Annotated in this window: 14 protein-coding genes; 3 read left to right on the plus strand and 11 right to left on the minus strand. The window is 74.3% G+C overall.

Features of this window, described 5'->3' with window-relative positions; translation table 11 throughout:
• Entirely contained in the window at nt 1-3,345 is a 3,345-nt protein-coding gene (locus tag GH723_RS06375; protein ID WP_153758871.1) for an error-prone DNA polymerase, read from the plus strand.
• On the opposite strand, the gene GH723_RS06380 is transcribed toward GH723_RS06375, so the two are convergent.
• The 7 genes from GH723_RS06380 to GH723_RS06410 all read right to left on the minus strand — a co-directional run bounded on the left by GH723_RS06380 (nt 3,338) and on the right by GH723_RS06410 (nt 21,670).
• Complete coding sequence (locus GH723_RS06380; RefSeq protein WP_153758872.1) at nt 3,338-3,982, minus strand: 4'-phosphopantetheinyl transferase family protein; 645 nt, start codon at nt 3,980-3,982, stop codon at nt 3,338-3,340. The genes GH723_RS06375 and GH723_RS06380 overlap by 8 nt on opposite strands.
• Nucleotides 3,979-9,597, minus strand: coding sequence for a non-ribosomal peptide synthetase (locus GH723_RS06385; protein ID WP_153758873.1), 5,619 nt, complete (start codon nt 9,595-9,597; stop codon nt 3,979-3,981). The genes GH723_RS06380 and GH723_RS06385 overlap by 4 nt, the downstream gene beginning before the upstream one ends.
• Nucleotides 9,584-18,361, minus strand: a complete 8,778-nt coding sequence (locus tag GH723_RS06390; RefSeq protein ID WP_229023121.1) for a non-ribosomal peptide synthetase — start codon at nt 18,359-18,361, stop codon at nt 9,584-9,586. Before GH723_RS06390 ends, GH723_RS06385 begins: the two co-directional genes overlap by 14 nt.
• Nucleotides 18,362-18,526: 165 nt before the next feature.
• A complete protein-coding gene (locus GH723_RS06395; RefSeq protein ID WP_153758875.1) occupies nt 18,527-18,817 on the minus strand; it encodes a hypothetical protein in 291 nt (96 codons plus the stop codon).
• A gap of 9 nt (nt 18,818-18,826) precedes the next feature.
• Nucleotides 18,827-20,116 (minus strand): UDP-N-acetylglucosamine 1-carboxyvinyltransferase, encoded by a 1,290-nt coding sequence (murA, locus tag GH723_RS06400; RefSeq protein WP_153758876.1) that lies wholly within the window; start codon nt 20,114-20,116, stop codon nt 18,827-18,829.
• Between the two features lie 21 nt (nt 20,117-20,137).
• Nucleotides 20,138-21,157: an SPFH domain-containing protein gene (locus GH723_RS06405; RefSeq protein WP_153758877.1), complete on the minus strand. Its 1,020-nt coding sequence runs from the start codon at nt 21,155-21,157 to the stop codon at nt 20,138-20,140.
• Nucleotides 21,158-21,178: 21 nt separating this feature from the next.
• On the minus strand, nt 21,179-21,670 hold the full coding sequence (locus GH723_RS06410; protein ID WP_153758878.1) for an NfeD family protein: 492 nt from the start codon (nt 21,668-21,670) through the stop codon (nt 21,179-21,181).
• A gap of 100 nt (nt 21,671-21,770) precedes the next feature.
• Here GH723_RS06410 and mca point away from each other — a divergent pair, with 100 nt between their 5' ends.
• Nucleotides 21,771-22,655: a mycothiol conjugate amidase Mca gene (gene mca / locus GH723_RS06415; RefSeq protein ID WP_153758879.1), complete on the plus strand. Its 885-nt coding sequence runs from the start codon at nt 21,771-21,773 to the stop codon at nt 22,653-22,655.
• The gene (locus GH723_RS06420; protein WP_153758880.1) at nt 22,652-23,041 is read left to right on the plus strand and encodes a hypothetical protein; all 390 of its coding nucleotides are present in this window, start codon (nt 22,652-22,654) and stop codon (nt 23,039-23,041) included. Before mca ends, GH723_RS06420 begins: the two co-directional genes overlap by 4 nt.
• A gap of 9 nt (nt 23,042-23,050) precedes the next feature.
• Here GH723_RS06420 and GH723_RS06425 read toward each other — a convergent pair whose 3' ends face one another.
• The 4 genes from GH723_RS06425 to GH723_RS06440 all read right to left on the minus strand — a co-directional run bounded on the left by GH723_RS06425 (nt 23,051) and on the right by GH723_RS06440 (nt 25,943).
• Nucleotides 23,051-23,890, minus strand: coding sequence for a ChbG/HpnK family deacetylase (locus tag GH723_RS06425; RefSeq protein WP_153758881.1), 840 nt, complete (start codon nt 23,888-23,890; stop codon nt 23,051-23,053).
• 9 nt (nt 23,891-23,899) lie between these two features.
• Nucleotides 23,900-24,463 carry a thermonuclease family protein gene (locus tag GH723_RS06430; RefSeq protein ID WP_153758882.1) on the minus strand — a complete coding sequence of 188 codons (564 nt, stop codon included), beginning with the start codon at nt 24,461-24,463 and terminating at the stop codon, nt 23,900-23,902.
• A 109-nt stretch (nt 24,464-24,572) separates the two neighbouring features.
• A complete protein-coding gene (locus GH723_RS06435; RefSeq protein ID WP_153758883.1) occupies nt 24,573-25,745 on the minus strand; it encodes a steroid 3-ketoacyl-CoA thiolase in 1,173 nt (390 codons plus the stop codon).
• A 9-nt stretch (nt 25,746-25,754) separates the two neighbouring features.
• Nucleotides 25,755-25,943, minus strand: a complete 189-nt coding sequence (locus GH723_RS06440) for a hypothetical protein (protein ID WP_153758884.1) — start codon at nt 25,941-25,943, stop codon at nt 25,755-25,757.
• Nucleotides 25,944-25,980: the final 37 nt, after the last annotated feature.

Below are 25,980 nucleotides of genomic sequence, written 5' to 3' on the forward strand. Positions count from 1 at the left end.
ATGGGATGGAGGAACCCGCCGGTGCCGTGGGCCACGCTCGAGGAGCGCTGGTCCGACCGTGGGCCCCGGCAGCCCTTCCCCGGCGACGGGTCCGACAGCCCGGCGTGGTCTCGCACCCGCCTCCCGTACGAGCCGCCACCGGTGGAGCGGCACCGGGGCACGGTGCCCTACGCCGAGCTGCACTGCCACTCCAACTTCAGCTTCCTCGACGGCGCGTCCCACCCCGAGGAGCTGGTGGAGGAGGCCGTCCGCCTCGGGCTCGAGGCGCTGGCCATCACCGACCACGACGGGTTCTACGGCGTGGTGCGCACGGCCGAGGCGGCGCGGGCCCACGGGCTGCCGGTCGTGTTCGGCGCCGAGCTCACCCTCGCCCCCGACCTCCGTCCCCAGATGGGCGTGGTCGACCCCGTCGGGGACCACCTCGTCGTCCTCGCCCGCGATCCCACGGGCTACGCCCGCCTGGCCGACGCCATCAGCCAGGCCCAGATGGCGGGGGAGAAGGGGGCGCCGCGCATCGACCTCGACCGGCTGGTCGAGGTCGCCGGTCCGCCCGGCCACTGGGCGGTGCTGACCGGGTGCCGCAAGGGCGCGGTCAACCGGGCGCTGGTCGACGACGGTCCGGCGGCGGCCCGACGAGCGCTCGACGGGCTGGTCGACCGCTTCGGCGCCGAGCACGTGCACGTCGAGCTGTGGGACCACGGCGACCCCCTCGACTCGGCCCGCAACGACGCCCTCGCCGCCCTCGCCGTCGCCGCCGGCGTCGAGCCCGTGGCCACCAACAACGTGCACTACGCCACGCCGGCCCGCCGGCGCCTGGCCGCTGCGCTCGCCGCGGTGCGCGCCCGGCGGTCCCTGGACGAGATCGACGGGTGGCTCCCGCCGGCTGCCGGGGCCCACCTGCGGTCGGGGGCGGAGCAGGCGCGCCGGTTCGCCCGGTACCCCGGTGTCGTCGAGCGGGCGGCCGAGCTCGGGCGGGCCTGCGCGTTCGACCTCTCCCTCGTCGCGCCGCAGCTGCCGCCGTTCCCCTGTCCGCCGGGCCACGACGAGATGTCGTTCCTGCGGCTCCTCACCGAGCGGGGCGCCACCGAGCGCTACGGGTCCCGCGACGCCGAGCGGGTCCCGGGGGCGTGGGTCCAGATCGACCACGAGCTCGCGGTCATCGAGCAGCTCGGGTTCCCCGGCTACTTCCTCATCGTCTGGGACCTGGTCGAGTTCTGCCGCCGCTCCGACATCCTCTGCCAGGGGCGGGGATCGGCCGCCAACTCCGCGGTCTGCTACGCCCTCGGCGTCACCAAGGCCGACGCGGTGTCCCTCGGGCTGCTCTTCGAGCGGTTCCTGTCCCCGGAGCGGGACGGGCCGCCCGACATCGACATCGACATCGAGAGCGACCGCCGCGAGGAGGTCATCCAGTACGTCTACGCGCGCCACGGTCGCCGTGACGCCGCCCAGGTCTGCAACGTCATCACGTACCGGGCCAAGTCGGCGGTGCGGGACATGGCCAAGGCGCTCGGCCACGCCCCGGGCCAGCAGGACGCCTGGAGCAAGGAGGTCGACCGGTGGGGTCCGGTGCGCTCGTCGGTCGAGGGCGGCACCACCATCCCCGCACCGGTGCTCGAGCTGGCCCAGGAGGTCGAGGACTTCCCCCGCCACCTCGGCATCCACTCCGGGGGGATGGTCATCTGCGACCGACCGGTGGTCGAGGTCTGCCCGGTCGAGTGGGGGCGCATGGAGGGCCGCTCGGTCCTGCAGTGGGACAAGGACGACTGCGCGGCGGTGGGGCTGGTGAAGTTCGACCTGCTCGGCCTCGGGATGCTCACCGCCCTGCACCTCACGCTCGACCTCGTCCGGGAGCACCAGGGCATCGACGTCGACCTCGCCACCCTCCCGCAGGACCCGGAGGTGTACGAGATGCTGTGCCGGGCCGACTCGATCGGCGTCTTCCAGGTCGAGAGCCGGGCCCAGATGGCCACCCTGCCCCGCCTGCGGCCCCGCACCTTCTACGACCTCGTCGTCGAGGTCGCGCTGATCCGCCCGGGTCCGATCCAGGGCGGGTCGGTCCACCCCTACATCCGTCGCCGCAACGGCCAGGAGCCGGTCACCTACCTCCACCCGCTGCTCGAGCCGGCCCTGGCCAAGACCCTCGGCGTGCCCCTGTTCCAGGAGCAGCTCATGCAGATGGCCATCGACGTCGCCGGCTTCTCCCCAGGGGACGCCGACCAGCTGCGCCAGGCCATGGGCTCGAAGCGGAGCCGGGCACGCATGGAGCGCCTCCGCCAGCGCCTCTACGACGGCATGGCCACCCGCGGCATCACCGGCGAGGTCGCCGACGCCATCTACGACAAGCTCGCGGCGTTCGCGAACTTCGGCTTCCCCGAGAGCCACTCGGTGTCGTTCGCCTACCTGGTGTACGCCAGCTCCTGGCTGAAGCGGTACCACCCGGCCGCGTTCTGCGCCGCCCTCCTCGGTGCGCAGCCGATGGGCTTCTACTCGCCGCACTCGCTCGTGCAGGACGCCCGCCGCCACGGCGTGGTCGTGCACACCCCCGACGTCAACGCCTCCCGGGTGCTGGCCACGCTCGAGGGCCCTGCGGGCGGGGTCGCCCCGCCCGGCACCCCTCCGGCCGAGTGGGGTGCGGGCGGACCCGAGGTCCGGCTCGGGCTGGCGTCGGTCCGCGGGATGGGCCAGGACGCCGCCGAGCGACTGGTCGCGAGCCGCACCACCGACGGCCCCTTCCGGTCGCCCGAGGACCTCGCCCGACGCACCGCCCTGCCCGGACCGGTGCTCGAGGCCCTCGCCACCGCGGGGGCGTTCGGTTGCTTCGGCCTCGACCGCCGGCGCGCGCTGTGGGCGGCCGGGGCCGTGGCCGACGTCCGCGACGACCGCCTGGAGGGCGTGCTCACCGGGGTCGAGGCCCCACGGCTGCCGGGCATGGACGACCAGGAGACGGCGATGGCCGACCTGTGGGCCACCGGTGTCGCCCCCGACGGGCACCCGACCCGCTTCGTCCGTCCCCGGCTCGACGAGCTCGGCGTCGTCACCGCCGCGGAGCTGGCCCGGATCGAGCACGGCACCCGGGTGCTCATCGGCGGGGTGGTCACCCACCGCCAGCGCCCGGCGACGGCGTCGGGCATCACGTTCGTCAACATCGAGGACGAGACCGGCCTGGTCAACGTGGTGGTGTCGGTGGGGTGCTGGTCGCGCTACCGCACGGTCGCCCGCACGGCACCGGCCATGCTGGTCCGCGGTCGCCTGGAGCGGGGCGACGGCGGCGTCATCAACGTGGTGGCCGAGCGGCTCGATCCGCTGCCGGTCGCCGCCGGTGCGCGGTCCCGCGACTTCAGGTGAGCCAGGCCACCGCGGCCACGGTGCCCTCGATGGCGACCCCGCGGGTGGCCACGCGCCCGAGCCCCTCGCCGGACACCCGCTCCTCGGCGTCGCCGGGTGCGACCCGGAACGTCCGCAGGTCCCGCTGCAAGCCCTCCCCGCTGAGCTTCACCACCGCCTCCTTGCGCACCCACACGGCGAGGAACCGCTCGAGCTGGCCCTCGCCCTCGCCGATCCAGCGGACCTCGTCGGGATGGAAGAGGTCGCGCGCGATGTCGGCGGCCTCGGGCACCGGGGCCCGGGCCTCGACGTCGACCCCCACCGGGCCGTCCGCCAGCGCCACCAATCCGATGTCGCCGGAGCTGCTGGTCGACGGGCGAGCCGTCCGTCCGTCGTCGGTGTGGACGACGAGCCGTCCGTCGATGCGCTCGAGCGCCAGGGACGCCGGCACCACCGCCAGCTCCGTCGCCACGACCTGGCGCAGGACGGCCCGACGGGCGAGCAGCCGGGCCCGTACGTCCCGGTCCATCCGTGGCAGGCGGGCGCGGTCCTCGTCGTCGAGCAGGGCGTGCTGGTCGTCACCGGGGTGCGGTGTGAGGGAGATGCGCCAGAGCCGGACGGGCGCATCCACCGCGACGGGCGTGGCGCGAGGGGTCACGGCTGGCCGTCGAGCAGCTGGCCGATCGCGGTGACCGTCTCGTCCACGTGGGGCGGCAGCAACACGCCGAAGTGGTCGCTCGGCAGGGTGCGCACGATGACGTCGTCGCACCACCTCGACCAACCGAGGTCGTCGCCGACCACGGCTTGGGTGTCGGTGGCGGCCAGGACGGTCAGCGCGCCGTCGTAGCGGCGCCCGCGCAGGCGCAGGAAGCCGCGCTCGTCCTGCTCGTCGCGCACGAGGCGCGCGGCGTGGGGGTCGGGCGGGTCGGACCGCACGGCGGCGCGTGCCGCGCGTGCCTCGGCGCGGGCCGCACGCTCCGTCGCCGGCGACGTCGCCCAGCGGCGGACGCGGTGGAGGGGGTGCTTGCGGCGCTCCCACCCCGTCATGGCGCGCAGGGTGTCGAGCAGCACGAGGCGACCCATCTTGGACCCGAGGTGGCGGGCGGCCTCGAGCGCCACGAGCCCGGAGGCGGAGTGCCCGAGGAGGTGCACGGTGCCGTCGCACGCTCCGGCGATTGCGTCGGCCACGAGGCGCCCCTGGTGGGCGAGGTCGGCACGGCGGACGTGCAGCCGCGGCATGGGTCGGATGAGCAGCCACAGTGGACGGTCCTCGTCGATCGCGCGCAGCACGTGGCGCAGGTAGAGGCTGGTCTCCCCGTCGCGAGCGACGATGACCAGCGGGGCGAGGGAACCCTCGCGCAGGACGGTGATGGAGGCCTCGCCCCTGCTCTCGACCGGCTCGGCGTCCAGCCGGGCCGTCACCACCTGGACCAGGTGGGCGGGAGTGGCGTCCTCCAACAGGTCGGGCAGCTGCACGGTCACCCCCAGGTGCCCGGTGAGCTCGGACACGAGCCGGGCGGCGAGGAGCGAGTGGCCGCCGAGGTCGAAGAAGTTGTCGAACATCCCGACCGGGCGCCCGAGCAACGCCTCCCACACGCCCACGATCGCCCGTTCGAGCGGTGAGGACGGCGGGACGCGCTCGTGGCCGAGGTCGGAGGGCTCGGGCGGCGGCAGCCGGCGACGATCCACCTTCCCCGACGTCGTGAGCGGCATGGCGTCGACGGTGACCACGACCGAGGGCACCATCCACTCGGGGAGCCGGGTGCGGCAGTGCGCCAGGACGTCGTCGCGGAGGTCGTCGGCGACGCCGGGACGTGGCTGCACCCACGCGACGAGCACGGGGGCGCCGGCCACGACCTCGTGGGTCCACGTCGCGGCCCGGAGGACATCGGGGTGGTCGCGGAGGACGGCGTCGACCTCGCCCGGTTCGATCCGGTAGCCCCGCACCTTCAGCTGGTCGTCGGAGCGGCCGTGGAACTCCAGCTCGCCGTCGTCGTTCCAGCGGACGCGGTCGCCCGTGCGGTACCAGCGGCGCCCGTCGATCTCGACGAACCGCGCCGCGGTCTGGGCGGGGTCGCCGATGTAGCCGTCGGCGAGGAGGTGGCCGGCGAGGAGGAGCTCTCCGATCGCCCCGCGGGGCATCGGTCGACCCTCGGCGTCGGCGACGCGCGCGACGGTGCCGAGGACCGGCCGGCCGATCGGCACCAGGCCCTGCTCGACGTCGTCGGCCGTGCAGTCGTGGGCGACCGTCCAGACGGTGCACTCGGTGGGGCCGTACTCGTTCACGAGCCGGACGCCCGGAAGGCGACGCAGGTGGAGGTCGACGAGGGACGGCGGGCAGGCCTCGGCGCCGGTAGTGACCAGGCGGAGGCTCCCGAGGCCGTCCGCCGGTGCCTGGTCGAGGAGCAGCCGCAGGTGCGACGGAACGAGGTCGATCTGGCCCACCCCGTGTTCGTCGATCAGTCGGGCCAGCGACACGGGGTCCAGCCGCTCGTCGTGCCCGGGGGTGACGAGGGTGCCGCCCATGGCGAGGTACCACACGGCGATGCCGAGGGCGGCATCGAACGCCATGTCGTGTCCGAGCAGCGCGACCTGGGGCGCGTCGGCGTAGTGGTCGAGGCGGGCCAGGGTCGAGGCGAGCAACGCCCTGTGGGGCACGACCACGCCCTTCGGCTCGCCGGTGCTGCCCGACGTGAAGAGCACGTAGGCCGGGTCGTCGCCGACGAGCGGGACCGCCTCGACGTGTGGGACGTCATCAGGGCGGGCCAGGCGCTCGGCCATCGACGCCTCGTCGAGGACCGCGGAGGCGTCGACGCGGCGCGCCAGCGCGGCGACCTTCGTGGCCGGTTGGCGGTCGCCGAGCGGGACGGGGACGGCGCCCAGCCACCAGCACGCGAGCAGCGCCTCGACCGCCGGCGCTCGATCGGCGGTGACCAGCACGTGGTCGCCGCGGCCCACCCCGTCGCGAGCCAGCGACGCGGCGAGGCGGCGTGCCCGGTCGCCCAGCTCGCCCCAAGAGGTGGCGGCGCCGGTGTCGATCAGGGCGGCCCGGTCCGGCCGTCCGTCGACGTGCGGCCACACGAGGTCGAGGACGGTGCCGGCGGGCACGGGGCCCTCGTCGCCACCCAGGACCTCGGCATCCCTGCGGTCGCCCGGACCGGGCGCGACCAGGTCGTCGACCGGTGCGTCGAGGTGGTCGGGGAGCCGGGCGACGAGCTCGAGCCAGGCGTCGAGGAGGCGGTCGACGGTCGTCGGCAGCAGGCGACGGGGGTCGTGGTGGACCTCGACGTCGAGCGCACCGTCCTCGGCCGTGGTGCACACCACGTCGAGGTCGGTCAGCACGTGGGGGAGGGAGACGCCGTGGCGAGGGGCCGTGGAGGTGGACACGCGCTGGTTGAGCATGCTGACCATCACGTCGGGAAGCGCGAGCGGCTCGCCGTCGCGGTGGTCGCCGAGCACCGCCTCGACGGGGAGCCAGCCCCACTCGTCGCTCGCGACCACGTCCTCGGCCACCCCGCGGATCACATCGGCCACCGACCGCTCGCCTCGGGCGTCGACCCTGATCGGCACGAAGTTCGTGGTGCACGCCACGACCCGTTCGAGCTCCGGGAGGGGGCGGTTGGCGGTGGCCGTGCCGACGAGGAGGTCCTCGGGCGCGCCGAACCGACGCAGGGTGACGGCGAGCATCGCCGTGAGCGTGCTGAACGGCGACGCCCCGCATCGCCTGCTCACGGCCCCCAGGCTGGCGACGACCCCGGCGTCGAGTCGGCGACGGCGGGCCGCTGCGACGTGGTGGCTGTCACCGGTCAGCCGGCGGTCGTAGGGCAGGACCCCGCCGCGGAGCTCCGCCCCGCGGCGGAGGCGCTCGAGGAACCGTGACGCGGCGGCCGCGCCGTCGCCCTCCGTGCGGTCGTGCAGCCACACCGCGACGTCGACGGCGTCCACCTCCTTCTGGGCCAGGGTCGTGCCGGGATCGAGCGCGAGGGCGACGAGCTCGTCGACGAGCACGTCGACGGCCCAGCCGTCGGCGATCGCGTGGTGGACGACGAGCACCACGTCGACGCCGTCGGCCGCGTCCGCCACGTGGGCACGAACCAGCGGGGCCACGCCGAGGTCGAAGGGGCATCGGCCGAGCTCCCGGGCCCGTGCGTCGGCGTCGGCGTCTGGATCCAGCGGCTCGCAGGGGACGCGCACCTCGCCACGCGGGGCCACGACCTGTTCGAGCCCGTCCGGCCCGAGGCGCAGCGCGGTGCGCAACGACTCGTGGCGATCGGCGAGGAGGTCGAGCGCGCGCTCGACCGAGGACCGGTCCACGCCGTGCAGGTGCACGACCTCGACGAGGTTGCTGCCGCCTGCCCGACCGTCCTCCTGCTCGAGGTACCAGAACGACGTCTGCGCGGGGGTCGCCCGGCCCGTCCACCCGCCGTCCGGATCGCGGGCCACGCGCGCGACGGTCCGATCCGCGCGGGCGGGACGGCGCCGCGCCAGCGACGCGAGGTCGGCGACGGTGGGGTGGTCGCGCAGGTCGCCCGGGTGCAGGTCCACCTGCAGCTGGCGGCGGAGGCGGGCGAGGACGCGCGCCGCGGCGAGGCTGTCGCCGCCGACGCCGTAGAAGTCGTCCGCCGGACCGACCCGGACACCGAGGACCTCCGCGACGGCGTCGGCCACCGCCGCCTCGACGTCGTCGAGCGGCGCATGGCCGAAGGTGCCCACGGGTGGTGGGGCGGGGAGCGCCGCACGGTCGACCTTGCCGCCGACGGTGAGGGGGAGCCGATCGCAGACGACGACGGTCGGTGGGACCTGAGCGGGCGGGAGCAGCTCGCCGAGCCGGCGGCGCACCTCGTCGCCGTCGAGATGGCGACCGTCGTGGCCTGCGACGTACCCCACGAGTCGGGGAGCGGGCCCCGTGCGGTCCACCTCCACCGCAGCTTGGGCGACGTCGGCCAGCCCGAGCAGCACGGCCTCGGTCTCGTCGGGCTCGACGCGCTCGCCGAGGATCTTCACCTGGCGGTCCTTGCGGCCGTGCAGCTCGAGCAGGCCGTCCTCGGTCCAGTGGGCGAGGTCGCCGGTGCGGTAGGCGCGGCCGTCGCCGAACGGGTCGTCGACGAAGACGTCGCCGTCGGGGCGGCCGACGTAGCCATGCGCCACCCCGGGTCCGGCGATCCACAGCTCGCCGATCCGGCCCGGTGGGGCGAGGTTGCCGTCGTCGACGACGTGGACCGTCGTGTTGGGGTGAGGGAGCCCGATCGGCACCGCCGTCCCGCTCCAGTCGGACGGCACCTCGAAGGCGGTCGCGGCGATCGTGGCCTCGGTCGGGCCGTACTCGTTGACGAGCGCGCACGCTGGTAGCAGCTCGTGGTGCCGCCGGACGAGCCCGGGCGGCATCGCCTCCCCGCCGGTCACGACGCGACGGAGCGTGCGCAGCGCGCCGGGCGGGGCGAGGTCGAGCAGGCCCAGGTACCAGGAGGGGACGTTGGCGATGAACGTCACGCCGTGGGACGCCACGAGCTCGGCCGCGACCGACGGGTCGGCGGCGGCGTCGTCGGGCCCGACGACGAGGGTGCCGCCCGTGGCGAGGACCGGCAGGACGGTGGCCAGGCTGGCGTCGAAGCACAGCGAGGTCGTGAGGAGCGCCACGTGCGGAGGCTCGTGGAACCGCCGGAGCGACTCGATCCGCGCGACCACGTTGCCGTGGGTCACGGACACGCCCTTCGGTGTCCCGGTGCTCCCCGAGGTGAACAGCACGTAGGCCTCGTCGGCGGGGTCGATGACCGGGTGGCTCGGGGCCTCGGCGGTGCCCTCGGCGAGCTCGGAGGGGTTCGTCACGGCCTCGCCGGCGAACCCCTCGGTCGCCGGGACGCCGTGCGACGCCAACACGTGCTGCACGCCCGCGACCTCGAGGACCGTGCGCCACCGCGCTCCGGGGGCGCGAGGGTCGAGCGGGACGTAGGCGGCACCGCTGCGCAGCACGGCGAGCAGCGACGGGATCAGCCACCCGTCGCGACGGGCGACGAGACCGACGCGGGTCCCGGGCCCCACCCCCTCGTGCTGGAGCCCCGCCGCGATCCGGGCGGAGAGGGCGTCGAGCTCGCGGTAGGTCAGGCGCGGAGGTCCGTCGAGCCCCGGAGCCACGACGGCGACCCGCTGGCGGTCCGTCGCAGGAGGCGCAGCGGAGAGCGCGCCGGCGTGGGCGAGGCGAGGGGGCACCACGCGGCCCCGCCCCCGCGCCGTCGGCCGACCGACGTCGCCGGGGCGCCCCTCAGGGCCGGTCATCGAGGATCTGCGCCAGGGCAGCGATGGTGGCGTCGACGTGGGGCGGCATCAGGACGCCGAAGTGGTCGCCGGGGAGGGGGAGCACCTCGAGATCGTCGCACCAACGCGACCACCCCAGGTCGTGCCCCCACCCGTCGGCGGTCTGTTCCGCCGCGAGCAAGGTGACGGAGCGGGTGAACCGCCGCCCCCGGTACCGGCCGAACCCGCGCATGTCCTGGGCGTCGCGGACCTGGCGCACCGCCATCGGGTCCGGCTCGGCGGTGGGCCTCCGGAGGGTGCGCTCGGCGCGCCGCAGCGCCACCAGGGAACGCCACTCGCCGCGGGGGTCGGCGAGCCAGGCTCGAACCCGACGGACCGGCTCCCGCACCACGTCGTCGGGGCCGTTCGGGCGGACGGTGTCGAGGAGGGTGACCGTCGCGGCCTGGGCTCCCAGGCGCTCCGCCGCCTCCAGGGCGACCACCCCCGATGCCGAGTGGCCGAGCAGGTGCACGGCCGGGGCGCCTGCGGTCCGGAGCGCGGCAGCGACCCGGTCGCCGTGGTGGACGAGGTCGAACGCACGCTCCGAGATCGTCGGGGCCGGCCGCAGCACGAGCCACAACGGACGACGGGGGTCGAGGACCTTCAGCACGTGGCGCAGGTAGAAGCTCGTCTCGCCGTCGCGGGCGACGATCGCCAGCGGGGCGAGCTCGCCGTCGCGGAGGACGTGGATCTCGGCGTCGGGACGCTCCTCCGTCCACGACCGTGCCGCGCGGCGCTCGATCACCTCGGTGAGCCGCCGCGGGGTCGCGGCGTCCATCAGGTCGGCGAGCGTCACGGTGGCGTCGAGGCGCTCGGCGAGGACGTTGATCAGCTGGGCGGCGAGGAGCGAGTGCCCGCCGACGTCGAAGAAGTCGTCGTCGGGTCCGACGTGGCTGCGGTCGAGCAGCTCGGCCATGGCCGAGGCGATCGAGGAGATCGCGGCGTGGACCGGGGCGGCGACGTCGTCGGGGGGCGGGGCGTCGTCGTCGGGTCGGGCGTCGCCGACGAGCTCGGGAAGGGCGCGACGGTCGAGCTTGTCGCCGAGCGTCCGGGGGATCGCGGCGACCTCGACCACCTGGCTGGGCACCCAGGCGCGCGGCAGCGTGCGCGCCAGCTCCGCACGGGCCTCGCCGGAGCTGCGACCCGAGACGGGGCTGACCAGGGCCACGAGGCGCGCGGTGGATCCCGATCCGACGACGTCGACGAGGGCGTCCTCCACCCCGTCGAGGGCCAGGACGGCGTGCTCGATCTCGCTCAGCTCGATGCGCTGGCCCCGGAGCTTCACCTGGCGGTCGAGCCGGCCGAGGAAGACGATGTCGCCGTCCTCGGTCCAGCGCACCTGGTCACCCGTCCGGTACCAGCGGACGTCCCGGTCGTCGGACGGCTCGACGAACGCCGCGGCGGTGAGGTCGGGTCGACCGTGGTAGCCGGCGGCGACGCAGGGGCCACCGAGGAGCAGCTCACCTGCCGCACCCACGCCGGTCGGCCCGCCGTGGCGGTCGACGATGCGTGCGAGGGTCCCTGGATGGGGTCGACCGATCGGGATGGCGACCGATCCGCCGGCGTGGACCCCAGGATCGATCGGTGCGCTCGTCGCCGTCACGACCGTCTCGGTCGGCCCGTAGACGTTGACGAGGGCGGTGTCGGGTGCCGCGGCCGCGTGCTGCGCCACGAGCGACGGCGTGAGCTCCTCGCCGCCGATCAGGACCGTCCGCATGCCGGCGACCGCCCCCGGCACGACCTCGAGGAGCAGCCGGTGGACGGTGGGCACGACGAACATCGTGTCGACCTCGCCGTCGGTGATGACCGCCCCGAGGCCACCGGGATCGGCGGCCGCCTCGTCGGGCGCCACCACGAGCGTCCCGCCGGTGTCGAGGACCCAGAACATGAAGATGCTGGCGTCGAAGCCGAGCGCCGACTGGTGGAGGAACCGGGAGGCGACGCCGTAGGCCTCGCGGAAGGAGTCGATGCGGCGGCGGAGCGCCTCGTCGGTGACGACGACCCCCTTCGGTGTGCCCGTGGACCCGGAGGTGAAGAGCACGTAGGTGGTGGATCCGGGCGGCCGGTCGGGCCACGCGGCCGGTGCCGGCGCGCGACTCGTGGGACGACCGTCGTCGTCGAGCAGGATCGACGTGACACCGCGGTGCGCGGCGAGGTCGTCGATCCACGGTCGGGTGCCGATGACGGCACGGGCGTCGACCTCGTCGGCGAGGAGGCGCTGGCGCTGGACCGGGTGGCCGGCGTCGATCGGCACGAACGCGCACCCGGCCCGCAGCACGCCGAGGACCGCGGTGACCATCGGGATCCCGCGCTCGGAACTGACCGCGACGCACGACCCGGGGGCGATCCCTGACGCGACCAGAGCTGCGGCGACGTCGTCGGCTCGTTCGGCGAGCTCGGGGCCGGCGACGACGCGCCAACTGCCGTCGGCGGAGAGGGCGGACACGGCGGCACCGGAGGTCGCGAGGGCGTCCCACAGCGATGTCACCAAGGGCCGGAGCGGCTGCTCCGGCAGCTGACCTCCGAAGGCGACGACCTCGGCGAGGAGGTGGGCGGGCAGCGCGGGCAGGTCGGCCACCGCCTGCGTCGGCGCGTCGAGGGCGACGGTCAGGACGTGCTCCACCTCGTCGAGCAAGCGCTCGGCGGTCCGTTCACCCAGACGTGACCAGTCGAGGTCCAGGCGCACGACGATGCCGTCCTCGCGACGGACGAACGTCCAGTTCACATCGAACATCGGTGCGAGCGGCTCGTCCTGGAGCACCTCGAGCGCGGGACCGCCAGGTCCGAGGTGCGGCACGACCATCGAGTCGGCCTCGATCCAGCCGACGTAGGTCTGGAGCGGATCGCCGTGGGTCGGGAGCTCCCCGTGCCGCCGGAGCTCGGCGACGACGGCGTCGAGCGGGAGGGCGCTGTCGAGCAGGTCGGCCACGTGACCGAGGACGTCGGCGGCGGTGTCGACGAGCGACCGTCCGACCGGGTCGCGCACGGGGAGCATCCCCGTCTCGACCATGAAGGCCACGGTGCGAGCGGCGTCGGGGTACCGCCAGCGCAGGTCGACGGGGGCACCGACGACGAGGTCGTGCACACCCATCCGACGCGCCGAGACGACGCCGACGGCGGCGGCAGCGAGCGAGAACGGCGTCACCGAGTGCTGGTCGGCGACCGCGACCAGGCGTGCGGCGAGTTCGGCGTCGAGGGTGCGCTCGGCCTCGACCGAGCGCCGTACACCGGGGGTGGCGTCGTCGGCCACCGGGAGGCGTGCGCTGAGGTCGATGCCGGAGAGCGACGTCGTCCACGCGGCGACGTCGGCAGCCCGTCGCGCCTCCGAGCGGGCGGCCGCGAGGTCCGCGGCGATCGGCCCCGGATGGGCAGCCTCGGGCACCTCGGCGGTCTCGCGTCCCGCGGCGCGTGCGTACAGCCGGCCCAGGTCCTCGACGAACGTCGCATCCGCGGTGGCGTCGGAGATGACGTGGTGCACGACGGTCGTGAGGACGTGGTGGTCCCCCGACGGGGCGACCCCGATCCGCCAGGGTGCCTCCGACCCGAGGTCGAACGTGCGGGCGGCGAGCTCGCGGCTCCAGGCCGTCGCGTCGCATCCATCGGGAGCGACCAGGAGGCCGACGAGGGGGTCGTCGTGCACGCGCTGCACCGGTGCCCCGTTGATGACCGCGATGGTCGAGCGGAGCCAGGGGTGCCGTCGGCCGAGCTCCCTGGTCGCGGCGTCGAGCGCCTCGACGTCGAGTCCACCGTGCACCCGAGCGATCCTGACCATGTGGTAGGCGTCGGCGGTCGATTCGAGCTGGGTCAGGTACCAGAGGCGCGCCTGGTGCGGGGCGAGCGGCCATGTGGTGCGATCACGGTCGCCGCGGGCCGCGACGCTGCCGGCCGCGCGCTCCCGCTCCGCCACGGTGCCCGCCCCGTCGAGCTGGTCGACGAGGGTCGCGATGCGGCGGATCGTCGGTGCGTCGAGCACGTCGCGCAGGCCGATCGCCGAGCCGGTCGCCTCGCGGACACGCACCGCCATCTGGGCAGCGAGCAGCGAGTGGCCTCCGGCAGAGAAGAAGTCGTCGGTGACGCCCACGCGGTGGCCGAGCAGGTCGGCCCAGACCTCCTGGACGCGCTCCTCGGTCGGCGTCGCCGGCTGCTCGGCCTCGGCGCCGACGTCGATCTGGGGTCGGGGCAGGCGGCGTCGGTCGACCTTGCCGCTCGTCGTCAGCGGCATCTCGTCGACCACGACGAGGTGGGCGGGGACCATCCATTCCGGCAGGCGGGTGCGGCAGGCGGCCAGCAGGTCGGTCGCCGACACGGTGGCCCCACCCGCAGGCTGGACCCACGCGGCGAGCACGGGGGCTCCGGCGGCGAGCTCCACGGCGCCGACCTTGGCACGTACGACGCTCTCGTCCTCGACGAGGACCTGCTCCACCTCACCCGGCTCGATCCGGTAGCCACGCAGCTTCAGCTGGTCGTCGACGCGACCGTGGAACTCGAGCTCGCCGTCGGTGCTCCACCGCACGCGGTCGCCGGTCTGGTACCACCGGCGCCCGTCGTGGACCACGAACCGCTGCGCGGTCTGCTCGGGTTCGTCGAGGTACCCCTCGCCGAGGAGGTGGCCGCCGAGCAGTAGCTCGCCGATCGCGCCGCGTGGCACCGGACGCCCACGTGGGTCGGCGACCCGGACCACCGTGCCCGGGATCGGCCGGCCGATGGGCACGACCTCGCGCTGCTCGTCCTCGGCCGTGCACTCGTGCGCCACCGTCCACACGGTGCACTCCGTCGGCCCGTACTCGTTGACGAGTCGTGCCCCGGGGACGCGGGAGCGGTGGAGCTCCACGAGCGACGGCGCCACGGCCTCGCCGCCCATGGCGACGAGCCGCAGGCTGGGGAGCCGCCCCGGCTCGACCGACTGGAGGAGCGCCCGGTGGTGGGACGGGACGAGGGCGATCTTGCCGATCGAGTGGCGGTCGATGAGGTCGGCCAGGAGTGGGAGGTCGAGGCGGTCCTCGTGGTGGACGGTGACGAGCGTCCCGCCGACGGCGAGGTACCACGTGACGGTGGCCATGGCGGCGTCGAACGCCATGTCGTGGAGCTGGAGGCACGTCCCCGGCGTCTCGTCGTACCAGGCGAGCCGGGCGTCGGTGGAGGCCCGCAGCGCGCGGTGTGAGATCACGACGCCCTTCGGCCGGCCGGTGCTCCCCGAGGTGAAGAGGATGTACGCCGGGTCCGAGCCGTCGAGGTCACGACGCCCGAGGGGTGCTCGTCCGGCAGCGTCGTCGACGAGGGCCGCCACGTCGGCGGGATGGAGGACGAGGCGCGCCTCCGTGCGTTCGGCGATCTCCGCCAGCTTCGTCGCCGGTTGGCGCTCGCCCTGCGGGACCGGGACGGCGCCGAGCCACCAGCAGGCGAGCAGGATCTCGACGCCCTCCACGCCGTCGAGGGCCATCACGATGCGATCGCCCGGGCCTGCGCCGCGCTCGGCGAGGGCCGACGCGAGTCGTGGCACCAGGTGGCCCAGATCCGACCAGCTGACCTCGCGCTCTCCGGTGATCACCGCGGCGTGCGCGCCCCCCGCCTCCAGGTGGGGGAGGACGAGGTCCATGATCGTCCCCCGCGGGGCGGGCCCCTCCTCGCCGCCGAGCCACGTCGCCTCCTGTTCGTCGACGAGCCGCGGACCGAGGAGGGACGCGAGCGGTGTCGCCGGGTCGCCCGCGAGGAGCTCGAGGGTGTGGCGCCAGGCGTCGGCCAGCGCCTCCACCGTCGGGCGGTCGAGCCGGTGCTCGTGGTGCACGAGGGATATCGACATCCCGTGGTCGGTCGGTGCGATCTCGACGCTGAGGTCCGTGAGGGCCATCCGGGACGGCGGTGTCCGGCGGACGTCCGAGGCGACGCGGTAGTTCAGCATGCTGACCATCACGTCGACGAGGTGGCCCGAGCGCGCACGGGGCTCCGCGCGCAGCGCCAGCTCGCTCGGGAACCACGACCAGCGCTCCGCGGCGCGGATCTCCCCGTCGACCGAGGTGAGGAGGTGGCCGATCGTGCGGGACTCGTCGAGCCCGACCTCCAACGGGACGAAGTTGGCGGTCGTGGCGATCAGCGCCTCCAGCTCGGGGAGCGGTCGGTTGGCCATCGCCGCGCCGAGCGTGAAGCGCTCCGGCGCGCCGTACCGGCGCAGCGTCACCGCCAGGCCCGTCACGAGCAGGCCGAACAGCGACGTGCCACCCCGGGCCGCGGCATCGGTGAGCCGGCGTCGTGCGTCCGCATCGAGCTCGAGGCGCACCTCGTCGGTGTCGAGCGGGTGGCCCGCCCGCGGCCGGTGGTCGTAGGGGAGGACGAGACCCTTCGTCTCGTCGGCGAGCCGGACCCGACGTCGCCAGTGGGCGAGGGCGTCCTCGCCGTGGCGCTCGACCCGCTCGGCGACCCACCTCTGCAGGTCGACGGCATCCAGCTCGGCGTCCGGCAGCGGCGTCCCAGGGTGCGCTGCCAGCGCGACGAGCTCGTCGACCAGCGTCTCCAGCGCCCATCCGTCGGCGATCGCGTGGTGGACCACGACACCGACGTCCACCCCGCCGGGGGTCGGGGCGACCAGGACCCGCCACAGCGGTGCGACGTCCAGGGCGAACGGCCGCGCTGCGGCGTGGTCGATGTGCGAGGCACCCAGGGCATCGAGTCGTTCCACGGTGAGGGCCACGGTCCCTGCCGGGTGGACGAGCTGGACCACGCCCTCGGCGCGCAGCTCGAACGACGTCCGCAGCCCGGCGTGCCGCTCGACGAGGACGTCCACGGCGCGCTGCACCTCGTCGACGTCGACGCCGACGACGTGGCGCACGGCGCTGATGTTGCTGCGCCCTGCCCGGCTGGGCTCCTGCTCGAGGAGCCAGAAGGACGTGTGGGCGTCGGTGGCGGGGGCGACGTGGACGCGAGAGGGGTCGCGCTCGACGTGGTGCGGGACGTCGTCGTCGAGGGGGCGGGGAGGTCTGGCCCGGAGCAGCGTCGCGAGCGCGGCGGCCGTCGGCGCGTCGCGCAGGTCGGAGGGTTCGACGTCGACGCCGTCACGGCGGCGGAGGCGTGCGGCGATGCGGGCGGCAGCGAGGCTGTCCGCTCCGATCGCCGCCAGATCGGCATCCCGTCCGATCGGCTCGACAGCGAGGACCTCCTCGGCGGCGCGCAGGATCGATCGCTCGAGGTCGTCGTGGCCCTCGCCCCCGTCGGCCGCCGCCCCGGCTGGTGGGGGCGCCAAGGCCGTGCGGTCGATCTTGCCGCCCGGCGTGGTCGGGAGAGCATCGAGGACGACGACGACCTCGGGCTGCTGGGCCGGCGGGAGGATCCGGGCGAGGCGAGCCGCGACGTCCTCCCGTGTGGGGGACGCGCCCGGGCGGGGGGCCACGTAGGCCACGAGGCGCGGCGAGCCGGTGGAGCGGTCGACCTCCACCGCGGCGTTGGCGAGGTCGTCGAAGGCCGGCCCGAGGAGCACCATCTCGGTCTCGTCGGGCTCCACCCGCTGACCTCTGATCTTCACCTGGCGGTCGGCCCGCCCGTGGAGGTCGAGCAGGCCGTCGTCGCGCCACGAGACCAGGTCACCCGTCCGGTAGCAGGGCGCGCCGGTGACCGGATCGGGGGCGAAGGCGGGGTCGTCCGGTCGGCCGAGGTACCCCTGGGCGACGCCGTCGCCGAGGATCCAGAGCTCACCGGTCTCGCCGGGTCCGCACGCCGTGCCGTCGGGCGCCACCACGTGGACGACGGTGTTGGCGTGGGGCCGACCGATCGGGACGCGCGCACCGCTCCACCCGACGGGGACCTCCCATGAGGTGGCCGAGATCGTGGCCTCCGTCGGGCCGTAGTCGTTCACGAGGCGGGCGTGGAGGCGCCGGTGGTGACGGGTCACGAGCTCGGGCGGGAGCACCTCCGCGCCGACGACGACGATGCGGATCGAGTCGAGCGCGCCGGGTGGTGCCAGATCGAGGAGCGCGGCGTACCACGACGGCACGCCGTCGACGTAGGTGACCTGCTCGTCGGCGATCAGCTGGGCGGCGAGCGCGGGGTCGGCGGCGTGCTCGTCGTCGGCGAGGACGACCGCCCCGCCGGTGGCCAGCGTGGCGAGCAGCGGGGCGAGCGCGGCGTCGAACGCCAGCGTCGTCTGCAGGAGGCTGCGGGGTGGCGTCGGGTGCAGCCCGACGAGGTGATCGAGCCGGACCGCGAGGTTGGCGTGGCTGACGACCACGCCCTTCGGTCGACCGGTCGTGCCCGAGGTGAAGAGGACGTAGGCCTCCGCGCTGCCGTCGACCGACGACGGCCGGTCCTGTGGCTCGGCGTCGGCGTCCCAGGGCACCGTGCGGACTGCGGGCGGGAGGTCGCGGTCGGCCAACAGGCTCGCCGCCCCGACGACGTGCGTGACCTCGGCGATGTCGAGGACCGCCGCCCAACGCTCGTCGGGCGAGCGTGGGTCGACGGGGACGTAGGAGATGCCGGCGCGCCACAGCGCGAGGACTGTGACGACGAGGTCGACGTGCCGGGCGGCGACGACCGCCACGCGCCGCGCGTCGTCGAGCTCCGCGACGAGGCCGGCGACCCGTGCGCGCACCGCGCGGTCGAGCTCGGCGTAGGTGATCTCCAGGCGGATGCCACCGGGGCCGGGCCCGATCAGCGCGGGCGCGTCCGGCGCGGTCGAGGTCCCGTGGTCGAGCAGGTCGGCCATCGACGTGAGCGCGGGCGCACGGCGCGGACCCGTCGTCCAGGAAGGGGGGACGCGCACGTCCTGCGGACGTGGATCGTGGCGTGGCGTGGACATGGCTGTGGTGCCCGTCGGAGGCCGATCGAGGTTGTTGAGGACCGAACGACCCAGCGCGGGCGGGTGCGCGCGAGCAGGCACCCGGCGCCCCGAGAAGGTACCGCGTGCGGGCTGGCGATCTGCCGGTCGCTACCGGAGGCTCTGGGCCATCCGCCCGAGGATCCGCGCGATCTCGGCGTGGGCCGACGGGTCGGGCAACCCGGAGCCGTGGTCGTTCACCTGCTCGCCGAGCAGTCGCAGCGTGGTGGCGACGGACTCGGACTCGCTGCGGGTGACGCTGTCGCGGTCGCTCCGGAGCTGGGGCACGACCTGGTCGAGCTGGAGGGCCATGGCGGCCGCGGCGTCACCGGGGTCGAGGCGATCCTCGAGGACGGCACGCGCCGTCTCGACGGCGAACCGGACGCGCTCGGAGGGGTGCACGGCGTCTCCTCAGACGGGGGCGCGCTCGATGTGCGCGCCGAGCGAACGGAGCTTCTCGTCGATCCGCTCGTACCCGCGGTCGATCTGGTGGACGTTGCCGATCGTCGAGCGGCCCTCGGCGCACAGCGACGCCATGAGGAGGGCCATGCCGGCCCGGATGTCGGGCGACTGGAGACGCGCCCCGCCCAGCTTCGAAGGTCCGGTGACCACGGCGCGGTGGGGGTCGGCGACGATGATGCGCGCCCCCATCTCGATGAGGCGGTCGGTGAAGTACAGCCGGCTCTCGAACATCCACTGGTGGAGCAGCACGGTGCCCGACGCCTGGGTGGCGACGACGAGGGCGATCGACATGAGGTCGGCGGGGAAGCCGGGCCAGGGCGCCTCGTGGATCCGGGGGATCTTGCCGCCGTGGTCCTCGCGCACGTGGAGGTCCTGCGCCGAGGGGACGACGATGTCGTCGCCGTCCTGGTCGACCCGCACGCCGAGGACGTCGAACTTCGAGATGATCATCCGCAGGTCGTCGTGGCGCACGGGGCCGATGCGCAGATCGCCCTCGGTGATCGCGCCGAGCCCGATGAACGACCCGACCTCCATGAAGTCGGGCGACACCTCGGCCTCGGTGCCGTCGAGGGCGTCGCGGCCCTCGATGGTGAGCAGGTTGGAGCCGATCCCGTCGATCGACGCGCCCATGGCGACGAGCATCCGGCACAAGTCCTGCACGTGGGGCTCGGAGGCGGCGTTGCGGATGGTGGTCGTGCCCTTGGCGAGGACCGCCGCCATCACCGCGTTCTCGGTGGCCATCACGCTGGCCTCGTCGAGGAGGATGTCGGCGCCGGTGAGCCGGCCGGACGGCGCACGCAGGTCGTGGACGAAGTCGACGAGGGTCATCTCCGCGCCGAGGGCGTCGAAGGCGTGCCAGTGGGTGTCGTTGCGCCGCCGGCCGATCGTGTCGCCCCCGGGCGGCGGGATCGTCGCCCGGCCGAACCGCCCGAGCAGGGGACCGGCGAGGAGGAGCGAGGCACGGATCCGGGCCGACTCGTCGGGGTCGAGCGCACGCGGGGCGACGCCGGTCGGGTCGACGGTGACGGTGTGATCCGCGCCGCGCTCGACCGTGCCGCCGAGGGCCTCGATGAGCCGCACCATCGTGCGGACGTCACCGATGTCGGGGACGTTGCGGAGCGTGCTCGGCGTGGAGCCGAGCAGCGTGGCGGCGAGCATCGGCAGCGCCGCGTTCTTGTTCCCTGCGGGTCGGACCGTCCCCGACAGGGGTTGGCCGCCGGTGATGACGAAGCGCTCCATCCGGCGGGGAGCCTACCGGGATCAGCTGGGAGGCCCGATGGCGCGTCCTTCGTCGCCGTGATCGTCGCGACGGACGACGGTGCTGCGCTCGGCGTCCTCGTCGCCGGCACGGAACAGCTCGCCGATGCCGGCCACCGAGCCGGCCAGCCCGCTGACGTCGGCGGGAAGGAAGATCTTCGTGGCCTGGCCGTCGGCTATCTTGCTCAGGGCCTCGAGGTACTTGATCGCGATGAGGTCGGTGCTCGGGTTGCCGTCGTGGATCGCCCGGTAGACGCTGCGGATGGCCTCGGCCTCGCCCTCGGCGACGGTGAGCTGGCGGAACTTCTCGGCCTCGGCCACGGCCTTGATGGCGTTGGCCTCGCCCTCGGCCTCGAGGACCTGGCGCTCCTTGATGCCCTCGGCCTGGAGGATGGCCGCGGCCTTCTCGCCCTCGGCCCTGGTGATGGCGGCGGTGCGCTCGCCCTCGGCGGTGGTGACCACGGCGCGGCGGGTGCGCTCGGCCCGCATCTGCTCGTGCATGGCCGACATGACGTCGGGCGGCGGGTCGATCCGCTGGATCTCGACCCGGACGACCCGGACGCCCCACTTGTCGGTGGCGTCGTCGAGGATCTGGCGCAGGTTGATGTTGACCTTGTCGCGGGAGGTGAGCGCCTCGTCGAGGGTCATGTCGCCGATGACGTTGCGGAGGTTGGTCTGGGCCAGCTTGGTGACCGCGAGCAGGAAGTTGGCGACGTTGTAGGTGAGCCGCTGGGGGTCGGTCGGCTCGTAGTAGACGACGGCGTCGACGGTGACCGACACGTTGTCGGAGGTGATGACCTCCTGGGGCGGCACGTCGACGACCTGCTCGCGCATGTCGACCAGGCGGATGGTCTGGACGAGCGGGATGATCACCCGCAGGCCGGGGTCGACGATGCCCTTGAACTTGCCGAGCTGCTCGATGAGTCCCTGCTGGTAGGGCCGCACGATGCGGATGCCCGAGGCGACCAGGACGACGAGGAACAGCAGGGCGATGATGAAGATGACGATCACGGCGGCTTGCACGGTGGTTCCCTTCGTCGTGGCTCAGGTGGGGTCGGTGTCGGGGTCGGTGCCGCTCTGGGCGATCTCGACGGGGAAGACGACGGCACGGGTGCCACGCACCTCGACGACGCGGACGAGCGTGCCGGCGGGGATGCCCCGGCCGTCGAGGCTCTCGATCCGCCACTCCTCGCGCCCGATGCGGGCCATGCCGAGGTCGTGGCCGTCGTCGGGCACCGGTTCGATGACGTGCGCGGTCTCGCCGATCAGCCGGCGGGCGCCGATGCCCTGCACCGGGTCGACGGCGTCGAGTCGGCGGGCGATGGGCCGCAGGGCGAAGAAGGAGCCCCCGGAGGTGCCGAGGAAGATCAGCCACTGGGCGAGGACCGGCACGTCGAGCGCGGCGGCGAGGCTGGCGAGCAGCGCCCCGGCGGCGAAGGGCAGGAAGAACAGCGTCCCCGCGGCGAGCATCTCGACGGCACCGAGGAGGAGGGCCGTCCCCAGCCAGATCCAGATCCAGATGTCCGGGTTGTCCATGTGGATCGGTCCGCTCCCCCGAGCCCTCGCTCGTCATCACCCTACCTGGCCGCGGTGAGGAGGGAGGGAGCGGTGGGACGCGTTGGTAGCTTTCCCGCTCATGGCCCGCCCCGTCATCCTCACGGTCCACGCCCACCCCGACGACGAGTCGTCGAAGGGCGCACCGACCATCGCGAAGTACCGCGCCGCCGGCGCCCACACCGTGCTCGTGTGCTGCACCGGCGGGGAGGAGGGCTCGATCCTCAACCCGGCGATGGACACCGAGGAGGTGCGCGCCGACATCGCCGGGGTCCGCGAGCGCGAGCTCGACCTCGCGGCGTCGGTCATCGGTTACGAGGTCGTCGAGCGGCTCGGCTACCGCGACTCGGGCATGGCCGGCGAGCCCTCGAACGACCACCCCGACTGCTTCTGGAAGGCCGACCTCGACGAGGCGATCGGCCGCCTGGTGGCGGTCATCCGCCGGGAGCGCCCGCAGGTCGTCGTCACCTACTCCGACGACCAGCGGGGCTACGAGCACCCCGACCACCTGCGGGTGCACGACATCACCGTCCCGGCGTTCGAGCGGGCCGCCGACCCGGAGTGGTACCCCGAGGCGGGGGAGCCCTGGCAGCCGCTGAAGCTGTACTACACGACCTGGTCGCGGGCCCGCATGGTGGCCATGCACGAGAAGTACCTGGAGCTCGGGCTCGAGTCGCCCTTCGCCGAGCGCTTCCTCGACACCGAGCGCCGCCCGGACCAGGACCACCGCATCACCACCCAGGTGCCCGTCGACGGCTACATGGACGCCCGCACCGAGGGGCTCCTGGCCCACGCCACCCAGGTCGACCCCGAGTCGCCGTTCTGGTTCGGGCTGCCCCGGGACGTGGCCAACTCGGTCCACCCCTACGACGACTACATCCTCGCCCGGTCGCTCGTGGAGTCCGCGGTGCCCGAGGACGACCTGTTCGCCGGCATCCCCGACCTCGACTGGGAGCCGCTGTCGTGAGCGAGCTGCTGAGCGACGAGTGGTTCGCGGCGGTCGACGCCGCCCTGGCGTCCGCGGCCGACGACGGGCCGGCTGCCGAGCCGGTCGCGGCGGAGGTCGAGCTGGTCGTCAGCGGCGCCGCCGCGGGCACCGTGGCGACGAGGTGGGTCGTCGAGGACGGACGTCTGGCCTCCGTGCGCCCGGCCGGGGACGGCGACGAGGCCACCACCACGGTGCCCATCACCGCCGAGGACCTCCGTGCCGTCCTCGTGGGCGAGGACGACGCCGCCATCCGCTACATGCGCGGGGACCTGAAGCCCGAGGGCCGCACGGCCGACGTCCTCGCCCTCGTATCGGCGTTGGCCCGTCCGGCGTGTCGCGCCGCGCTGGCCGGGACGGTCGACTGACCGGCGAGGTCAACCGGCGCGCTGCACGTCCCGCAGCTCGCGGTAGGAGATGAGCGTGGCGCCGGCCGCCGCGACCTGACGACGCAGGTCGGGGTCGTAGGTGGCCATGTGCAGGTCGTCGACCCGGTGGGTCCAGTCCGGCGCCAGCGCCCGCAGCTCGGGCGTGTCTGCCGCGGGGTGGATGTAGACCTCGGTGACGCCGGGCTGCAGGTCGGCGAGGACCTGGCCGATGGCCCGCCGGCTGCCCACGCCGGCGCCCGGGACGACGGCGAGGCGGTCGGGGTAGAGGATGCCCTCCTCGGTCGCCAGGCCCCGCATGGGGAACCCAGCCGTGCGCTCCAGGTCGGTGCCGGGGAGGCGGATCGGGAGGCCGAACTCGACGGCGAGGTCGAGGTAGACGTCGAAGAACTCCGGGCGCATGTGCAGCGCACCGAGGTGGGAGTCGAGGTGGCTGATGTCGAAGCCCCAGATGATCGCCCGCTCGATCTGGGTGCGGCACTCCCGGCGCACCTCGTCGAGGTCGGCGTGCTCCCACAGCTCGGCGGGCGTGCGTGGGAACCCGCCGTCGCCGTCCACCAGGGACGGGGCGTGGGTGACCGGTGCCCACCGGTAGGTGTCCAGCTCGGCGTTCAGCGTGAGCTGCACCCCGACGGCCTCGCCGCGGTGCTCGGCCGCGGCGGCGCGCGCCCAGGGGGCCGGCACCATCAGCGACGCGCTGGTGGCGATGCCGTCGCGCAGCGCCTGGTAGACGCCGAGGTTCGCGGCGTGGCTGGAACCGAGGTCGTGGGCGGTGACGATGAGCAGGCGGGCGTCGGGCGGGTGGCCGAGCCGTTCGGCGAGCGAGGTCACGCTGCGACGCTAGCGGTCCGACAGCGGATCGACGGGCACGCCGGGGCCGCCGCAGGCACCCCACAGACCACGTTCGGCGTCGCGTGCCTGGCGCTCGGCGTCCGCGAGCACGTCGCGGTGGGCGTCGTTGGGATCGATGGCGAGGGCCACCGCGGCCCCCTCGAGCACCATCTGCCGGTTGACGAAGATCTCGGAGCCGTCGGCGGCGGTGGCGTGGACGTAGAGGAGGAGCCGGCCGTAGTGGTCGCGCGCCTCCTCGTCGCGCTCGAGCCGGAGGACCGCTCCCGGTGGTGTCAGCGCGGCGAGGCGGTCGCTGGCCTCGGCGCCGTAGCACTCGACCGGCCGGGTCGGGTGGCGGACCTCGGGCGTGTCGATGCCGAGCAGGCGGACCGTCTCCTCCTCCCCGCCGATGTCGAGTCGCAGGGTGTCGCCGTCGACCACGTCGACCACGCGCCCGTGGCCGGCGGGAACAGGATCGGCGGCGTCGCCGTCGGGGCGGAGCACGAGCAGCGCCACGGCGACGAAGACGGCGACGACCAGGATCGCGGCGCGCAGTGGGAGGCGGGAGGTCATGGCGTGGTCGGTGGTCGGGACGCGTCACGGCGCATCGGCGGGGCTCCTCGATGGTGTGGAGGCGGCCGATGCGCCGCGAGCTGCGGACCGGTCGGGCGACCGGCCGCCGTCAGATCCGCTGGATGATGGTGCCGGTGCCCAGGCCGCCGCCGCAGCACATGGTGACGAGGGCGTGCTCGCCGTCGATGCGCTCGAGCTCGTGCAGCGCCTTGGTGAGCAGGATGGCGCCGGTGCCGCCGAGCGGGTGACCGAGGGCGATGGCGCCGCCGTTGGGGTTGACCTTGTCGAGGTCGGCGCCGCACTCCTTGGCCCAGGCGAGCACGACCGAGGCGAAGGCCTCGTTGACCTCGCTCACGTCCATGTCGGCCATGGTGAGGCCGGTGCGGGACATGAGGTGCTGGGTGGCGTCGATCGGCCCGGTGAGCATGAGCACCGGGTCGACGCCGACGTTGCAGGTGTCGACGATGCGCGCCCGCGGGGTGAGGCCCAGGGCGTCGGCCTTCTCGCGGGTCATCAGCAGGACGGCGCCGGCGCCGTCGGAGATCTGGGAGGACGACCCGGCGGTGTGGACACCGTCCTCGCGGGCCACCGGCTTGAGCGTGGCCAGCTTCTCGAGCGTGGTCTCGCGCAGGCCCTCGTCCTTCTCGACCCGGTGGGTGGTGCCGGTGGGCTTGCCCTCCTCGTCGACGTCGGGGGCGTCGATGGGGACGATCTGGGTGTCGAAGCGGCTCTCCTCCCACGCCTGGATGGCCCGCTGCTGGGAGAGGAGGCCGAACTCGTCGGTGTCCTGGCGGGAGATGCCCCACTTGTCGGCGATGCGCTCCGCGCCCTCGAACTGGGAGGTCATCTCGTACTGGCCGAAGTAGCTGTTGGGCGTGGGCCGGCCGAAGTCGGTGCGCATCGGCGCGCCGATGGGCACCCGGCTCATGACCTCGACGCCGCAGGCCACCGCGGCGTCGACCACGCCGCCGGCGACGAGCGCGGTGGCGAGGTTGGTGGCCTGCTGGGACGAGCCGCACTGGGCGTCGACCGTGGTGGCGGCGACCGACAGCGGGAGGCCAGCGGAGAGCCACGCCGTGCGGGCGACGTTGAAGGTCTGCTCGCCGACCTGGCTGACGCATCCGCCGACGACCTGGCCGATCTCGGTCGGGTCGATGCCGACCCGCTCGATGAGCTCGGACTGCACGGCGCCGAGCAGGTCGGCGGGGTGGATGGTGGACAGGCCGCCGTTGCGCCGCCCGATGGGGCTGCGCACGGCGTCGACGATGACGACTTCGTTCATGGTCGGATGCTACGCCGCGGTGGACTGAGTGTCCTCATTGTCGGGGTGACCGGCGTCGTGATGGGCCAGGGCGTCGCGGAGGGCCTGCCGAGCGGCCGCGATGCCCTCGCGGCCGACCTGGCGGGTGCGGTCGTCGAGCCGCCACTGGTCCGGCTCGGATCCGTTGCTGTCGATGAGAACCAGCTGCCTCGTCTCCATGTGCACATCCTCCCCGGGGGGTGTGACACTGAAGCCC

This window comes from Actinomarinicola tropica (genome assembly GCF_009650215.1).
GTDB lineage: Bacteria > Actinomycetota > Acidimicrobiia > Acidimicrobiales > SKKL01 > Actinomarinicola > Actinomarinicola tropica.